At 70.4% G+C, this 15219-nt stretch carries 17 protein-coding genes; 7 read left to right on the top strand and 10 right to left on the bottom strand.

Features of this window, described 5'->3' with window-relative positions; translation table 11 throughout:
• The first annotated feature begins 47 nt into the window (after positions 1-47).
• The 4 genes from ABT294_RS38585 (at position 48) to ABT294_RS38570 (ending at position 4200) form a co-directional block, all read left to right on the top strand.
• Entirely contained in the window at positions 48-449 is a 402-nt protein-coding gene (locus tag ABT294_RS38585; RefSeq protein WP_350811376.1) for a hypothetical protein, read from the top strand.
• A 47-nt stretch (positions 450-496) separates the two neighbouring features.
• Complete coding sequence (locus ABT294_RS38580) at positions 497-856, top strand: nuclear transport factor 2 family protein (RefSeq protein ID WP_350811375.1); 360 nt, start codon at positions 497-499, stop codon at positions 854-856.
• A 153-nt stretch (positions 857-1009) separates the two neighbouring features.
• Positions 1010-2824 carry an asparagine synthase (glutamine-hydrolyzing) gene (asnB, locus tag ABT294_RS38575; RefSeq protein ID WP_350811374.1) on the top strand — a complete coding sequence of 605 codons (1815 nt, stop codon included), beginning with the start codon at positions 1010-1012 and terminating at the stop codon, positions 2822-2824.
• Positions 2825-2880: 56 nt separating this feature from the next.
• Positions 2881-4200: an MFS transporter gene (locus tag ABT294_RS38570; protein ID WP_350811373.1), complete on the top strand. Its 1320-nt coding sequence runs from the start codon at positions 2881-2883 to the stop codon at positions 4198-4200.
• Here the strand turns inward: ABT294_RS38570 and ABT294_RS38565 are convergent, their stop codons facing one another.
• Both ABT294_RS38565 and ABT294_RS38560 read right to left on the bottom strand, forming a co-directional pair.
• A complete protein-coding gene (locus ABT294_RS38565; protein ID WP_350811372.1) occupies positions 4201-4956 on the bottom strand; it encodes a metallophosphoesterase family protein in 756 nt (251 codons plus the stop codon).
• 60 nt (positions 4957-5016) lie between these two features.
• Positions 5017-5250, bottom strand: coding sequence for a hypothetical protein (locus ABT294_RS38560; RefSeq protein ID WP_350811371.1), 234 nt, complete (start codon positions 5248-5250; stop codon positions 5017-5019).
• Positions 5251-5339: 89 nt separating this feature from the next.
• Here ABT294_RS38560 and ABT294_RS38555 point away from each other — a divergent pair, with 89 nt between their 5' ends.
• A complete protein-coding gene (locus ABT294_RS38555; protein WP_350811370.1) occupies positions 5340-5981 on the top strand; it encodes a Uma2 family endonuclease in 642 nt (213 codons plus the stop codon).
• Between the two features lie 57 nt (positions 5982-6038).
• Here ABT294_RS38555 and ABT294_RS38550 read toward each other — a convergent pair whose 3' ends face one another.
• The 7 genes from ABT294_RS38550 to infC all read right to left on the bottom strand — a co-directional run bounded on the left by ABT294_RS38550 (position 6039) and on the right by infC (position 13160).
• Positions 6039-8594, bottom strand: coding sequence for a phenylalanine--tRNA ligase subunit beta (locus tag ABT294_RS38550; protein WP_350811369.1), 2556 nt, complete (start codon positions 8592-8594; stop codon positions 6039-6041).
• Complete coding sequence (gene pheS / locus ABT294_RS38545) at positions 8594-9634, bottom strand: phenylalanine--tRNA ligase subunit alpha (protein ID WP_350811400.1); 1041 nt, start codon at positions 9632-9634, stop codon at positions 8594-8596. The genes ABT294_RS38550 and pheS overlap by 1 nt, the downstream gene beginning before the upstream one ends.
• Positions 9635-9763: 129 nt before the next feature.
• The gene (locus ABT294_RS38540) at positions 9764-10846 is read right to left on the bottom strand and encodes a sensor histidine kinase (protein WP_350811368.1); all 1083 of its coding nucleotides are present in this window, start codon (positions 10844-10846) and stop codon (positions 9764-9766) included.
• A gap of 50 nt (positions 10847-10896) precedes the next feature.
• The gene (locus ABT294_RS38535; protein WP_350811367.1) at positions 10897-11700 is read right to left on the bottom strand and encodes a TrmH family RNA methyltransferase; all 804 of its coding nucleotides are present in this window, start codon (positions 11698-11700) and stop codon (positions 10897-10899) included.
• 64 nt (positions 11701-11764) lie between these two features.
• Positions 11765-12148: a 50S ribosomal protein L20 gene (gene rplT, locus ABT294_RS38530; protein WP_350811365.1), complete on the bottom strand. Its 384-nt coding sequence runs from the start codon at positions 12146-12148 to the stop codon at positions 11765-11767.
• Positions 12149-12172: 24 nt separating this feature from the next.
• Entirely contained in the window at positions 12173-12367 is a 195-nt protein-coding gene (gene rpmI, locus ABT294_RS38525; RefSeq protein ID WP_350811364.1) for a 50S ribosomal protein L35, read from the bottom strand.
• Positions 12368-12491: 124 nt separating this feature from the next.
• On the bottom strand, positions 12492-13160 hold the full coding sequence (gene infC, locus ABT294_RS38520) for a translation initiation factor IF-3 (RefSeq protein ID WP_350811363.1): 669 nt from the start codon (positions 13158-13160) through the stop codon (positions 12492-12494).
• A gap of 270 nt (positions 13161-13430) precedes the next feature.
• Between infC and ABT294_RS38515 the strand changes: the two genes are divergently transcribed.
• Both ABT294_RS38515 and ABT294_RS38510 read left to right on the top strand, forming a co-directional pair.
• Positions 13431-13688 (top strand): type II toxin-antitoxin system Phd/YefM family antitoxin, encoded by a 258-nt coding sequence (locus ABT294_RS38515; RefSeq protein ID WP_350811362.1) that lies wholly within the window; start codon positions 13431-13433, stop codon positions 13686-13688.
• Positions 13685-14101, top strand: a complete 417-nt coding sequence (locus ABT294_RS38510; RefSeq protein ID WP_350811361.1) for a type II toxin-antitoxin system VapC family toxin — start codon at positions 13685-13687, stop codon at positions 14099-14101. Before ABT294_RS38515 ends, ABT294_RS38510 begins: the two co-directional genes overlap by 4 nt.
• Here ABT294_RS38510 and ABT294_RS38505 read toward each other — a convergent pair.
• Positions 14076-14930, bottom strand: a complete 855-nt coding sequence (locus tag ABT294_RS38505) for a shikimate dehydrogenase (protein WP_350811360.1) — start codon at positions 14928-14930, stop codon at positions 14076-14078. The genes ABT294_RS38510 and ABT294_RS38505 overlap by 26 nt on opposite strands.
• Positions 14931-15219: the final 289 nt, after the last annotated feature.

Raw genomic sequence — 15219 nt, 5'->3', positions numbered from 1 at the left:
CGCTGACATCTTTCTCATGTCAGAGCAAACGCCACAAGGAGCTCGAAATGACCTACCTGTCCGTCACCGCCGACCGGACCAAGTTCCTGCGCATCGCGCTGGCCCTCGACGCCGTCGTCACCGGTGTCAACGGGCTGGTCTACCTCGCCGCCGCCGGCCCCACGAGCGACCTGCTCGGGCCGGACGCGGAACTGCTGCGCGGGATCGGCGCCTTCCTGCTCGTCTACGGCGCGGCAGTCGGCTTCCTGGCGAGCCGCGGCACGATCAGCCAGGCCGGTGTCAAGGTCGTGATCGCGCTGAACATCATCTGGACCCTCGGCAGCATCGCCGCCGTCGTCACCGGGGCCGCCGGGTTCACCACGATCGGCGCCGTCTGGGCCATCGCGCAGGCGCTGGTGGTCGGCGTCTTCGCGGAAGTGCAGATCATGGGCCTGCGCAGGATGCGCTGACCCTTACATCGTCTCCATCGTCCCGATATCTGAAAGGTTGATAGATCATGACTGCAAACCTGGTCGAGCGCTACGTCGCCGCCTGGAACGAGACCGACGCCGACGCCCGCGCCAAGGCCGTGGCCGAGCTGTGGAGCGAGAACGCCACCTACACCGACCCGCTGGCCGAGGTCACCGGGCACGCCGGGATCGCCGCCGTCATCGAGGGCGCGCAGGGCATGTTCCCCGGCTTCGTCTTCACCGCCGGCGAGACGTACGACGCCCACCACAACATCGCCAGGTTCACCTGGCACCTCGGCCCCGCGGGCGAGGAGCCCGTGGTGATCGGGTTCGACGTGGTGGAACTCGCGGAGGACGGCAGGATCGCCCGGGTCCTGGGCTTCCTGGACAAGGTCCCCGCGGCCTGAGCCGGCCCCGGCCCGTGATCGCCGATCCGCCTTCGCGCGGGTCGGCGATTTCTTTCGTCGCAACAGGGCACGTCAAAGAGAGGATCCGCCGGGGGACGGCGTGACACCCGAGGACGTGGGGTACCAGGAGGCTTTTCCAAGGAGGACTCTCACATGTGCGGCATCGCCGGATGGGTGGACTTCCAGCGCGACCTGACCAGTGCGCACGCCACGGCCCTGATCATGACCGAGACCATGGCCTGCCGGGGCCCCGACGACCAGGGGCTGTGGCTGGGGCAGCACGCCGCGCTCGGCAACCGCAGGCTCGCGGTCATCGACGTCGAGGGCGGCCACATGCCGATGACGGCGGAGGACGCGGCCGTCATCACCTACAGCGGAGAGGTCTACAACTTCCGCGAACTGCGGGCCGAGCTGGAGGCCGGCGGGCACCGCTTCCGCACCAGCGGCGACACCGAGGTGGTGCTGCACGGCTACCTCGAATGGGGTGACGGCGTCGCCGAGCGGCTCAACGGCATGTACGCCTTCGCCGTCTGGGACACCCGGCGCCAGGAACTCCTGCTGGTACGCGACCGCCTGGGCATCAAACCGCTGTTCTACTACCCGCTGCCGGACGGCGTCCTCTTCGGCTCCGAGCCCAAGGCGATCCTGGCCAACCCGCTGGTCGAGCCGGTGGTCGACGCCGACGGCCTGCGCGAGGCGCTCACCATGGCCAGCACGCCGCAGCGGGCCGTCTTCAAGGGCATGCGCGAGCTGCGCCCCGGCCACGTGCTGCGGGTGCGCCGCGAAGGGCTGTCGTCGCGCCGGTACTGGGCGCTGGAGGCCCGCGAGCACACCGACGACCTCGACACCACCGTCAGGACGGTCCGCGACCTGCTGGAGGACATCGTCGACCGCCAGCTCATCTCGGACGTGCCGCTGTGCACGCTGCTGTCGGGCGGGCTGGACTCCAGCACCATCACCGCGCTGGCCAGGAAGCGCGGGCAGATCCGCTCGTTCGCCGTGGACTTCGCCGGATACACCGAGCAGTTCCGGCCCGACGAGCTCCGCGGTGACCCCGACGCGCCGTTCGTGCGGGAACTGGCCGACTACGCGGGCACCGATCACATCGACATCACGCTCGGCAGCGACGAGCTGGCCGACCCCCGGCTGCGCGCGGCGGTGGTGCGCGCCTGGGACGCGCCGCACTTCATGGGCGACATGAACACCTCGCTCTACGTGCTGTTCAGGGCGATCCGCGAGCACTCCACCGTGGCCCTGTCCGGCGAGTCGGCCGACGAGGTGTTCGGCGGATACCGCTGGTTCCACGATCCGCAGGCGGTCGAGGCCGGCACCTTCCCGTGGCTCGCCATGGTCATGAACGACCACGGCCCTGCCGAGCTGCTGGACAAGGCCCTGGTCGAACGGCTCGAGCTGCCCGCGTTCATCGCCGACAGCTACCGGACCGCGCTGGCCGAGGTGCCCTATCTGCCCGGGCAGGACGGCCTCGAACGGCGGATGCGGGAGATCTGCCACCTCCACCTGACGCGGTTCCTGCCCATGCTGCTCGACCGCAAGGACCGGATGAGCATGGCCGTCGGGCTGGAGGTCCGCGTCCCGTTCTGCGACCACCGGCTGGTCGAGTACGTCTTCAACACGCCCTGGGCGATGAAGACGTTCGACGGCAGGGAGAAGAGCCTGCTGCGTGCCGCCGCCACGGACCTCGTGCCCGAGTCGATCCTGCGGCGTGTCAAGAGCCCCTACCCGGCCACCCAGGACGCCGCCTACGAGCAGGCGCTCCGCGACCAGCTGCGCGAGCTCGTGGACTCCGGGAACGCTCCCGTCCTGCGGCTTCTGGACGCGCAGGCCGTCAGGGAGGCGACGGCGGCCACGGACACGAAGACGACCAGCACGAAGACCCGGTACGGGCTGGAGCTGGCGCTGGACCTGAACGTCTGGCTCGAGTCCTACGGCGTCCGCCTGGAGCTGTGAAGGCCGGCTGAAAATGGTTTGCCCGGGGCCGAGAGACGCACGGACAATGGGATCTCGTGTCCGACCGCCTCAAACGCCTGCTCCGCCACCTCGCTCTCGATCTCTCCCCGCTGCGTGACTCGCGCGACTTCCGGCTGGTGATGGCGTCCGGGATCATCACCATGTTCGGCACGTTCATCACGGCGGTGGCGGTGCCGTACCAGATGAAGGAGCTGACCGGCTCCTACGTGGCGGTCGGGCTGGTCAGCCTGGCGGAGTTCGTCCCGATGGTGGTGTGCGGGCTGTGGGGCGGCGCGATCGCCGACGCGCTCGACCGGCGCAAGATCATCCTGCTGAGCGAGCTGGGGCTGACGGTGACCTCGGCGATGCTCATGGTCAACTCGCTGCTGCCTGAGCCGCAGGTGTGGGTGCTGTACGTCGTCGGCGCGGTGTCGATGGGCATCGCCTGCCTGCAGCGTCCCAGTCTGGAGGCGCTGATCCCGCGCGTGGTCAGGCACGACCAGCTCGGCGCGGCGGCGGTGCTGACGAGCCTGCGCTGGAACTTCGGCGCGATCACCGCGCCCGCGCTGGGCGGCGTGCTGGTGACGGCGTTCGGCACGGCCACCGCGTACGCGCTCGACACCGTGAGCTTCGTGCTGTCGCTGCTGCTCCTGTGGCGGATCAGGGCCGTGCCGCCCGCCGAGGACGCCGCGCCCGCGTCCCTGAAGTCGCTGGTGGAGGGCCTGCGGTACGCGGTCGGGCGGCGCGACCTGATGGGGACGTACCTCGTCGACATCGCCGCGATGGTCTTCGCGATGTCGACGGCGCTGTTCCCGTTCCTCGCCGAGCAGCTAGGCGCGCCGCAGGCCCTGGGCCTGCTGTATTCGGCGAGCGCCGTGGGGTCGCTGATCGCGTCGCTGACCGGCGGCTGGACCTCGCGCGTGCACCGTCACGGGCTCGGCGTGATCGTGGCGGCGGCGCTGTGGGGCGTCTCGATGGCGCTGGCGGCGGTGATCCCCAGCATCTGGGCCGTCTTCGCCTGCCTGGCGCTGGCGGGTGCCGCCGACATGGTCAGCGGCATCTTCCGGTCGACCATGTGGAACCAGACGATCCCCAACGAACTGCGCGGCAGGCTCGCCGGGATCGAACTGCTCTCCTACGCCAGCGGCCCGATGCTCGGCAACGCCAGGGCGGGCCTGATGGCGCAGGCAGGCGGGGCGCGCTTCTCCCTGGGAGTGGGCGGCCTGCTGTGCGTGGCCGCCGTCGGAGCGCTCGGCCTCGCACTGCCGGCCTTCCGCCGCTACGACGCCCGCACGGACGAGCACGCCCTGGCCGAGAAGGCCCGCCGCGCCGAAGCCGCCGCCTCCCCGCACGCGGAGGGCGCCGTACCGGCGTGATCAGCGCGTCGCCCCGGCCCGGCCCTCCTGGCGGGCGAACGCCCGCAGCGCCTCGGCGTCGGAGTAGGTCGTCCGGACGTAGTGCGCCACCCACTCCTCGATGCCGTCGAAGCCGCTCTCGGCGACCAGCCGCTCGGCCGTCAGGGCGGCGTCGAGCGGGGTGCGGCGGAGGGTGACGGCACCGGTGTCGCCGTCGAGCAGCGCCCAGTGCGCCCCCCACGTGCCGTACGGCATGCCGACCGAGCCCGGGTTGACGACGAGCGTGCGGTCGGCCAGCCGGACGAACGGCATATGGGTGTTGCCCAGCACCACGGTGTCGGCACGCTCACCGGCCAGGACCTCGGCCCAGCGCTCCAGCGAGCTGTCGACCAGGATCATCTCCTCGTCGCTGCGCGGCGTGGCGTGCACGAACAGCGTGGTGCCCAGCCCGCCGAGGTCGAGCACCTGCCGGGACGGCAGCGCGGCCAGCAGTTCCACCTGGTCGGGCCGCAGCCGCCCGCCCGCCCACTGCGAGACGGCGAACTCGCACGGCTTGCCGGCGGCCACCTCCACCAGCTCCCTGTCGGCGTTGCCGTTCACCCACAGCGCCCGCTCCCCCAGCGTGACCAGCAGGTCGAGTGTCTCCACGGGAAGCGGCCCGGCCGCCACATCCCCGGTGAGCACGATCAGGTCGGCCGCGGCCACGTCGGGCTCGGCCAGCACGGCCTCGAGCGCGGGCAGCACGCCATGGACATCGGAGAGCACAGCGACACGCATGGACCCACCTTGCCAGCGGCAGCCCGGGACGCCACCCGTTGTTCGCGCCGGACGAACGCCTCAGCCGTCCTCGCGCCACCCCTCGTAGCGCTCCACCAGCGCGTCGACCTTCGCGAGCTGGTCGTCGTCCAGCCCTTCGGCCACGACCAGCCACTGCGCGTCCTCGGCGTCGTCCTCGCCGGCGAGCGTCTCGCGCACCACGCGCGGCACCCCGAGCGCCGGGAACCACTCGCCCAGCGTCTCCGCGACCTCCTCGGCGTCGTCCCGCTCGGCGAACACGAGTAGCTGCCTCATGACACGGCATTCTGCCGCAAGTCGCCGCACCTCAGAACGTGCTGGACCGTTCACACAACGTGAACGCTGTAGCTTGCTAACGTAAGACCATGACGGCCGAAGCGGTGAGCCTAGAGATGACCCCATCTACGTCTTCATCCTCGTCTTCGCCATCCTCCTCTTCGCTGCCCGCCTGGGTGTTCCCGCCCCCGGAGGGCTTCGCAGCAGAGGACCTCGATCACATTCCGGATTTGCCTGCGCACACAGAGTTGATTGATGGAAGCTTGGTCTTTGTGAGCCCCCAGCGAGACTTCCACACTTCCGCGCTGTTTCTCCTGCATGTAGCAGTGCGCAACGCGGCGCCGAAGGGCCACCGGGTTCGTCGGGAGATGAGCATCAAGCTGGGGCCCGGCCAGCGACCCGAGCCGGATCTGATCGTTCTAGGGCTGGATGCCGTCGTGCGGCCTACAGCCACCTTCTACCAGGCCAGCGACGTTCTCCTCGTGGTCGAAGTGGTATCCCCCGAGTCCAAGGTCCGTGACAGGCATCGCAAGCCGGTGCTCTACGCGGAGGCGGGCATTCCCCACTTCTGGCGGGTCGAGAGCGACTCCTCCGACAGGCCGGTCGTCTACGTCTACGAACTCGACCCCGCCACCAGCCAGTACGTGCCCACGGGAATCTTTCGTGACCGCCTGAAGCTGACCGTGCCGTTCGACATCGAGATCGACCTCGCCGAGATCGACGACGTCTAGCCTGCGCACGCAGAAGAGGGGCCGGCATGACACCGGCCCCTCTTCGCTGAGGAGGCGTCAGGCGCTGCGGAGGTGGGCTCCCACGCGGTCGGCCGCCAGGGCCACCGCCGCGTCGCGGGCCGCCGTCGTCTCCTCCACCGTCAGGGTGCGGTCGAGCGCGCGGAAGCGCAGCGTGTAGGCGAGCGACTTGTTCCCCTCACCCACCTGCTCCCCGGTGTACACGTCGAACAGCCGGACCGACTCCAGCAGCTCTCCCGCGCCGTCGCGCAGCGCCGCCTCGACGTCCGCCACCGGGGTGAAGTCGGGCACGATCAGCGCCACGTCCTGCGTCGCGATCGGGTACGCCGACACCGCCGGCGCGTCAACCGGGCCCGGCATGGCCGTTTCCAGCCTCGACAGGTCCAGTTCCATCGCGGCGGTGCGCGGCGGCAGGCCGTACGCCTCGATGACGCGCGGGTGCAGCTCTCCGGCGTGGCCCACCAGCGTGTCGCCGACGTAGAGGGCGGCGCACCTGCCGGGGTGCCACGGCTCGTGCTGGTCGGCCGTGACCGACAGCTCGACGCGGGCCTCGCCGGCCACCAGCCGCGCCGCCTGCACGGCGTCGGCCCAGGACGCCTGGCGCCCGCCGCCCCACCAGCCGGAGCGCTCGAACTCGCCCGCGAGCACGGCCGCGACCCGCTGAGGCTGGTCGGGCAGCGCCGCCGCGACCGAGGCCAGTTCCTCCTCGGTCGGGCCGCGCTCGACGCCGAGCACCGGCGCGGAGTCGGGCGCGCCCTCGCGCGGCCGGTACACCAGCCCGGTCTCGAACAGCGCCACGTCGGCGAAGCCCCGCCCGACGTTGCGCACCAAGGCCTTGAGCAGCCCGGGCAGCAGCGTGGTGCGCAGCAGCGGCTCGTCGTCGGCCAGCGGGTTGGCCAGCCGCAGGGCGCGGCGGCGCGCGTCGTCGCCGGGAAGCTGCAGGTTGTCGAAGTCGGCCGTGCCGATGAACGGGTACGACAGCACCTCGACGTAACCGGAGCCCGCCAGCGCGCGGCCGACCCGCCTGCGCAGCCGCTGCCCCTCCGTCAGCCCGGCGCCGGCCGGGGCCTTGGGCAGGATCGAGGGCAGGTTGTCGTAGCCCTCCAGCCGGATGACCTCTTCGGCCAGGTCGTTCGGGTCGGTGAGGTCGGGACGCCACGACGGCGGAGTCACCGTGATCATGTCGTCGCCGGAGACGGCCAGCTTGGCCGCGAGCTCGCCGCCGGTGACGACCCCTGTCGGGTCGACGCCGCCCCTGCGCGGGGCCGGGTCGTCGCCGTCGGTCACAGTGCAGCCGACCTGCTCCAGCCGGCGGACCACGGTCTCCTTGGAGTACGGCACGCCGGCCACCGCGCCGGGGTGCCCGGCCGGGATCGCGACGCGCGCGGGCTCCACGTCGACCTCGGCGTGCGTGACGCCGGGCCGGGCGGTGGCGCCGCCCAGCTCGGTGAGGAGCTGCACGGCCCGCCACGACGCGACCAGCGGCAGCTCGCGGTCGACGCCGCGTTCGAACCGCTTGGACGCCTCCGACACCAGGTTGTGCCTGCGCGACTCGCGGGAGATGCCGGTGGCGGAGAAGTGCGCGGCCTCGATCACGATGTCGGTGGACACGTCGGAGATCTCGGTCTCCAGCCCGCCCATGGTGCCCGCCATCGAGATCGGCCCGGACTGGTCGGTGATCAGGATGTCGTCGGGGTTGAGCTCGCGCACCACGTGGTCGAGGGTCTCGAGCCGCTCGCCCGGCTGCGCGCGGCGTACCACGATCTCGCCGGTCAGCTTCGACCGGTCGAAGGCGTGCAGTGGCTGACCGAGTTCCAGCATCAGGTAGTTGGTGATGTCGACGGCCAGCGAGACGGGCCGCATGCCCGCCCTGGTCAGCCGCACGCGCATCCACAGCGGGCTCTGCGCGGCCGGGTCGAAGCCGGTGACCTCGCGCAGCACGAACCGGTCGCACGCGGACGGGTCGGCGATGGACGCCGGCCAGGACCGCTCGCCTTCGGCGGGCAGTTCGACGTCGGCGGGGTCACGGAACGGCACGCCGAACGCGGTCGCCACCTCGCGGGCCACGCCCCTGATCGACAGCGCGTAGCCGACGTCGGGGGTGATCTCCAGCTCGATGACGTCGTCGCGCAGGCCGAGGAGCTCGACCACGTCGGCGCCGATCGGCGTGCCGACGGGCAGGACCATGATGCCGTCGTGGTCGTCGCCGAGGCCCAGCTCGCGCTCTGAGCAGATCATGCCCTCGGACATGCGCCCGTACGTCTTGCGCGCGCCGACCTCGAACCCGCCGGGCAGCACGCCGCCCGGCAGCACGACCGGCACCCGGTCGCCGACGACGAAGTTGGTGGCGCCGCAGACGATCTCGCGCGGCGTCGCCTCCCCCACCTCGACCTTGCAGTGCCTGATGGGCTTCTTGAAGCCGGTGAGCTCCTCGATCTCGAGCACCTCGCCGACGACGACGTTCTTCACGTCATGGCCGTGCGAGGTGATCGACTCGAGCTTGAGCCCTGCGGCGGTGAGGCTGTCGGCCACCTCTTGCGCGGTGGCCGCCGGGAGATCGACGAACTCCCGCAGCCAGGAGAGCGGGACCCTCATCAGATCTCCATTCCGAACGGGTGCGTGAAGCGCACGTCTCCCTCGACCATGTCGCGCATGTCCTCGACGTTGTGGCGGAACATCAGGGTCCGCTCGATGCCCATGCCGAACGCGAACCCCGAGTAGCGGGACGGATCGACCCCGCAGGCGATCAGCACGCGCGGGTTGACCATGCCGCAGCCGCCCCACTCGATCCAGCCCTCCGACTTGCAGGTGCGGCAGGGCGGGTTGCCGGGAACGGCCGACGCGCCCCGGCAGACGAAGCACTTGAGGTCCATCTCGGCGGACGGCTCGGTGAAGGGGAAGTAGTTCGGACGGAACCGCGTCGAGATGCCCTCCCCGAACATCACCTCGGCGAACCGGTCGAGGGTGCCCTTCAGGTGGGCCATCGTCAGCCCCTCGTCGACCGCCAGCCCCTCGACCTGGTGGAAGACCGGGGTGTGGGTGGCGTCGAGCTCGTCGGTGCGGAACACCTTGCCCGGGGAGATCACGTAGACGGGCAGCTCGCGCTGGAGCAGCGCCCTGATCTGCACCGGCGAGGTCTGCGTGCGCAGCACCATGCCCGAGTCGGCGGACTCGACGAAGAACGTGTCGTGCTCGGAGCGGGCCGGGTGGTCCTTGGCGATGTTGAGCGCGTCGAAGTTGAACCACTCGCCTTCGAGCTCGGGGCCCTCGGCCACCTCGTAGCCCATCGAGACGAACGTGTCGGCGATGCGCTCCTGCATCGTGGTCAGCGGGTGGCGGGCGCCGCGCGGCTGCCGATCCCACGGCAGGGTGACGTCGACGGCCTCCTCGACGAGCACCCGGGCGTCGCGCTCGGCCTCCAGCTCGGCCTGGCGGGCGGCGAGCGCCTCGTTGATCGCCTTGCGGGCGGCGCCGACGCGCTTTCCGGCCTCGGCGCGGGCCGCCGGCGGCAGGGCGCCGATCTCGCGGTTGGCCAGCGCGATCGGCGAGCGGTCGCCCGCGTGCGCCAGCCTGGCCTGCTTGAGTGCGTCGAGGCTGCCGGCCGTCTTGATCGCCTCCAGGGCGTCGGCCTCCATGCGGGACACCTCGTCGGCATGCAACGGTGTCACCTCGACGGGGTCGTAGTCAGACAAGAGTGAGCTCCGTATCCAGGGCTTGAGCGGAAAAGAGTCTAGTGGGACCCGCCCACCGGGCCGACTCGTGCTTCAGGCGAAGTCGGGCGTGCCGGTGGGCACGGTAAATCGGAATTCCGCCCCGCCCTCGGGCGCGCGCTGCACGTTGATCGTGCCGCCGTGGGCCTCGACCAGGCCCTTCACGATGAACAGGCCGAGCCCGGTGCCACCGCGCCTGCGGCTGTTGCCTCGCCAGAACTGCCTGAAGACGCGCGGAGCCAGCTCGGGCTTGACGCCCTCACCCTGGTCGCGCACCGACACTGCTACTCCCCATCCGACGGACTCGATGTCGATTGTCACGGTTCCGCGCCCATGACGCACCGCATTTTCCACCAGGTTACCGAGGATCTGGTCAACTTTGTCCTGGTCGAGCCACATCTCGGGGAGGGCGTCGCCCACGATGAGGCGGAAACGGTCTTCCGAGTCGCCCGCCGCGACCCGCCCGGCGATGACGCGCCTGGCCCTGGCGGGGATGTCGACGACCTGGCGGTGCAGTTCCAGCCGTCCCGACTCGATCCGCGACACGTCCAGCAGCTCGGTGATCAGCCGGGTGACGCGGTCGGCGTCGTTGTTGACCGTCTCGAGCATGACCAGCTTCTGCTCGTCGGTGAACAGCGCCCACTTGGCCAGCAGGGTCGCGGTGAAGCCCTTGACACTGGTCAGCGGCGAGCGCAGCTCGTGGGCGACCGTGGAGACCAGGTCGGCGCGGCTGCGCTCCAGCCGGGCGCGGGCACCGCCGTCGCGCAGGGTGATCGTCACGCGCTCGACCTCGCCGCAGCGCTGGGGCTCGCGCACCAGCCGCGCGGCCACGTAGAGCTCCTGCCCGCCCGGCAGGTGCAGCGGGCGTTCCGGCACCCGGCTGCGGGTGCGCAGGCCGCCCTCGGGGTCGAGGGCCTTCCACCACTCGCGGCCGTCGTGGTCGCGGAACGGGAACACCTCGTTCATGTCACGGCCGATGGCGCGCTCCACGGCGACGCCGGTGAGCCGGGCCGCCGCCCGATTGACGGCGAGGACGCGGCCGAACCTGTCGGTCACGATCAGGCCGTCAGGGAGATCGTCGATGGCTATGGTGCACGCGGAGGCCACAACCCGACCGTCGGTTTCTGCGCCGTGCACGACCCCGCCTCCTCCGCCTACATCGCCGACAATAGCGGGTTTCCCGCCGCCTAGGGGACTCGCTGCGCCCTTGCGGAGGAGTAAAGGCACACCGCTGCGGCCGTCGCGAGGTTGAGGCTTTCCGCCTGTCCGTAGATGGGCACTCGGACCACGTCGTCGGCCAGAGCGAGGACGTCGTCAGGCAGGCCCCACGCCTCGTTGCCGAAGATCCATGCGGTCGGCCCCGACAGATCCACGTCGTCGAGCGTGTGCTTGCCCGCGCCGTCGGCCGCCAGCACCCGCAGCCCTCGTTCGCGCAGCTCCTGGACGGCCCGCGCCACCGGGCTGCCGATGACCACCGGCAGGTGGAACAGGCTGCCCGCGCTGGCCCGTACGCACTTGCCGTTGTAGGGGTCCACGGAGGCGTCGGTGAAGACCACGGAGTCGGCGCCCGCCGCGTCGGCGGCCCGCATCACGGTTCCGGCGTTGCCGGGGTCGCGGACGTGCGCGAGCACCGCGACCAGGCGCGGCGTCCCGGACAGGGCCTGGTCGAGCGGGACGTGCACGAACCGGCAGATCGCCAGCAGCCCCTGCGGGGTGACGGTCTGGGACAGCTCCGCCATGACCTCGCCGCTGGCCCGGTGCACGGGGACGCCCTTGAGCGTGGCCTCGGTGATCAGCTCGGGGTGGCGCAGTTCGGCCTCGGCGGTGCTGAACAGTTCGAGCGTCACGCCGTCGAGCTTGAGCGCCTCGCGGACGGCCTGCGGCCCCTCGGCGAGGAACTTGCGGTCCTGCTCCCTGAAGGCGCGCTTGGCCAGCCTGCGTGCGGCCTTGACCCGCGGCGACTTCACGTTGGTCAGCTCGGATCCGGCCATGCCACTCCCCCTGCGTTCATAGCAAAAGGGCCCACCACCGGGTGGGCCCCTTGATCAAAGCGTCTCAGCTCGCGGCCGGCGCGTTCACGTTCGCCGGCAGCGCCTTCTTGGCGGCCTCGACGAGCGTGGCGAAGGTCTTGCTGTCGTTCACCGCCATGTCGGCGAGGATCTTGCGGTCGACCTCGATGTTGGCGAGCCGCAGACCCTGGATCAGGCGGTTGTAGGTCATGCCGTTCTGGCGGGCGGCGGCGTTGATCCGCTGGATCCAGAGACGGCGGAAGGCGCCCTTGCGGTCCTTACGGTCGCGATAGGCGTACGTCATCGAGTGGAGCATCTGCTCCTTGGCCTTGCGGTACAGCCGAGACCGCTGGCCACGGTAACCCGCCGCCCGCTCGAGGACGACCTTGCGCTTCTTCTTGGCGTTGAGCGCCCGCTTCACGCGTGCCATGTTTCTTCTCCCCGGGGGTTCGCGCTACTTGGCGAGCAGCTTCTTGATCTTCTTGGTGTCGGCGTCGGAAAGGACGACCTCGTTCTTGAGACGGCGCGTCAGCGTGGACGACTTCCACTCGTTGTAGTGCGCGCGGTTCGCACGGCGACGCTTGATCTTGCCGGAACCGGTGACCCGGAACCGCTTCTTCGCACCGCTGTGCGTCTTCATCTTCGGCATCTCGCCGTCTCTCCTCAATCTGTCCGTGCCGGTGGCCGGGCCGGTGCAGGCCGACCCGGTCGCGGCGTCTTCGTCGGGCGGTGGCTGTTCGGGGTGCTGTTGTAAGGCTAACCCCAACCGCAGGTCACGCTTCCTGTACGGAAGGCTCCTCGCTGCCACGCTGCGCCTTGGCGGCGGCCTTTTCGGCCTTGGCCTCGGCCTTCTTCTTGTGCGGACCGATCACCATGATCATGTTACGGCCGTCCTGCTTCGGCTGGGACTCGACGAAGCCGAGTTCCTGGACGTCCTCCGCGAGCCGCTGCAGAAGCCGGAAACCCAGTTCCGGACGGGACTGCTCGCGACCACGGAACATGATCGTGACTTTGACCTTGTCTCCCGCCTTGAGGAACCGCACCACGTGACCCTTCTTGGTCTCGTAGTCATGCGGGTCGATCTTCGGCCGGAGCTTGATCTCCTTGATGATCGTGTGCGCCTGATTCTTGCGCGCCTCGCGCGCCTTCATCGCGGACTCGTACTTGAACTTGCCGTAGTCCATGAGCTTGCACACGGGCGGTCGAGCCGTGGCCGCGACCTCGACGAGGTCGAGGTCGGCCTCCTGGGCGAGCTTCAGGGCGTCGTGAATCGAGACGATGCCCACTTGCTCGCCGTTCGGGCCCACGAGGCGAACCTCGGGAACTCGGATACGCTCGTTGATGCGGGGCTCAGTGCTGATGGGGCCTCCTAGGTTTGCGATCCCTACGTGCTCGTCGTGCCGGGAGCTCCGCGAAACGCGAAAGCCCCGCACGTCGCGCATGCGGGGCCACTGAGCTCTTCGGCGTTGTGGCCGTAAGCTCCCCGGAACAGTCCGGTGTGATCCTGTACCTGGCCACCTCTCGGCGACTCAGGTGGGAGGACAGACCTCCGCTTGCGCGTCCGGCAAGGCGTACCGGACCGATCAGAGAGCTACGTTACCACAACCACGCCACCTCGCCGAAACATCCCTCCTGGCAGACCCGCTTCCGGCAATCTTTCGGGAAGGGGGAATCTAGACAGACTAGACCGTTCGGGGCGAAAGGCGGTTCATATGGCCGTATGGCAGCTTCAAGAGGCCAAGCAGCGCTTCAGCGAGGTCGTGCGCCGGGCCCACGACGAGGGCCCGCAGATCGTCACACGCCACGGAGAGGACGTGGCGGTGGTTCTCGACATGGCCGAGTACCGGCACCTCAAAGGCGAGGAGCCCGACTTCAAGGAGTTCCTCCTCTCCGGCCCGGACCTGAGCGAACTCGACCTCACCCGCAGCAAGGACCTTCCGCGCGAAGTCGACCTCGGGGACATCTGGTGAGCTACGTTCTCGACACCGACGTCGTCTCGGAGATGACCAAACGCACCAGGAACGCCCACGTGCAGGCCTGGCTGGACACCATCCACGGCCCCGCGCTGCACCTGAGCGTCATGGTGTTCGGCGAGATCCGCAAGGGGGTCGAGTTGCTGCGCCGACGCGATCCGGCCCAGGCCGGCGCCTACGAGGCGTGGCTCGACCGGCTCCAGCGGGAGTTCAGGACGCGGATCATGCCCGTCACCGCCGACGTTGCCGAGGAGTGGGGCCGGATGAACGCCCGGCGGACGGTGCCGGTCGTCGACGGCCTCATCGCCGCCACCGCCCGCACACACGGCTGGATTCTCGTAACGCGCAACGTGAAGGACTTCGACGGGCTCGACGTGAAAATGATCAACCCGTTCGAGTGGCCCGTCTGAGGAGCTCGGTTTCGCCGGCCGCGCGCATGGCCTCCACGGGGACGTCCGCGCGGCCGGTCATCAGCTCCACCTGCCGCACCGCCTGGTGCAGCAGCATCGCGAACCCGCCCACCACGGTGCCGCCCGCCGCCTCCACCGCCGCGGCTGCCCTGGTGGGCCAGGGCGAGTAGACCACGTCGAACAGCGCCGGTACCCGCGCCAGCCGGTGCGCGAACGCGTCGGCCGCGCCTCCGGGCAGCGTGGAGACCACCAGGTCAACGTCCACCAGCGCGTCGAGCTTGTCGAAGGTGCGCACGCTGAGCGCCACTCCCAGCCGCTCGGCCACCTCGGTGGTCTCCCCCGCCCTTGCCGGTTCGCGGACGAGCAGGGTGGCCGAGAACAGCCCGAGGTTGCGCAGCGCCGCCAGCGCCGAGGCGGCCGTGGCCCCGCCGCCCAGCACGGTCGCCGACGTCGGCACCGGGACCCCGGCCTCGGCGAGCGCCCGCTCGATGCCGTAGACGTCGGTGTTGTCGCCGTGCGCCGCGCCCTCACGGAACACGACGGTGTTCGCGCCCCCGACCTCGACGGCCGGCTCCGACACGGTGTCGAGCAGCGGCAGCACGGCCCGCTTGAGCGGCATGGTCAGCGACAGGCCCGCCCAGGCGTCCTCGCTCGCGCCCGCTTCGCCGCGTACGGGCCGGAGCCCGCGGAGCATCTCGGGCAGTCGCCCCTCATCGCACTCGAACGCCTCGTAGCTCCACCCGTCGAGGCCCATCGCCTGGTAGGCCGCACGGTGCAGAAAAGGCGAAAGCGAGTGCCCGATGGGCGATCCCATCACCGCGGCCCGCATCGCTCTCCTTCCGACGGGGCAACCCTACCGCCCACCGCGCCGGAGACTGTCCCGCTGCGCGGCCGCCCGATCACCGCTCCCGCAGCGTGCGGGGCGGGATACACCGCGAGCAAGACACCTCAGGTAGTCCCGCCGCGAGCAGGACCGACCGCGAGCGTACCGAAGCGAGCCCGCCACGAGCGGGACGCCCCTCAGGCACCGCCTCCGCCGGGAGTCCCTATGTGGGCCGGCCCGCATCGTGAGCGGACCTTGCCGGTAGCGGGACGCGCCGCGAGCCGGGCATGCCGTC

It is taken from the genome of Nonomuraea sp. NPDC000554, from assembly GCF_040300065.1.
In the GTDB taxonomy this organism is placed as follows: Bacteria; Actinomycetota; Actinomycetes; order Streptosporangiales; family Streptosporangiaceae; genus Nonomuraea.
The sequence above is the reverse complement of the archived record's forward strand: the minus strand, read 5'-3'. Positions and strand labels throughout refer to the sequence as shown.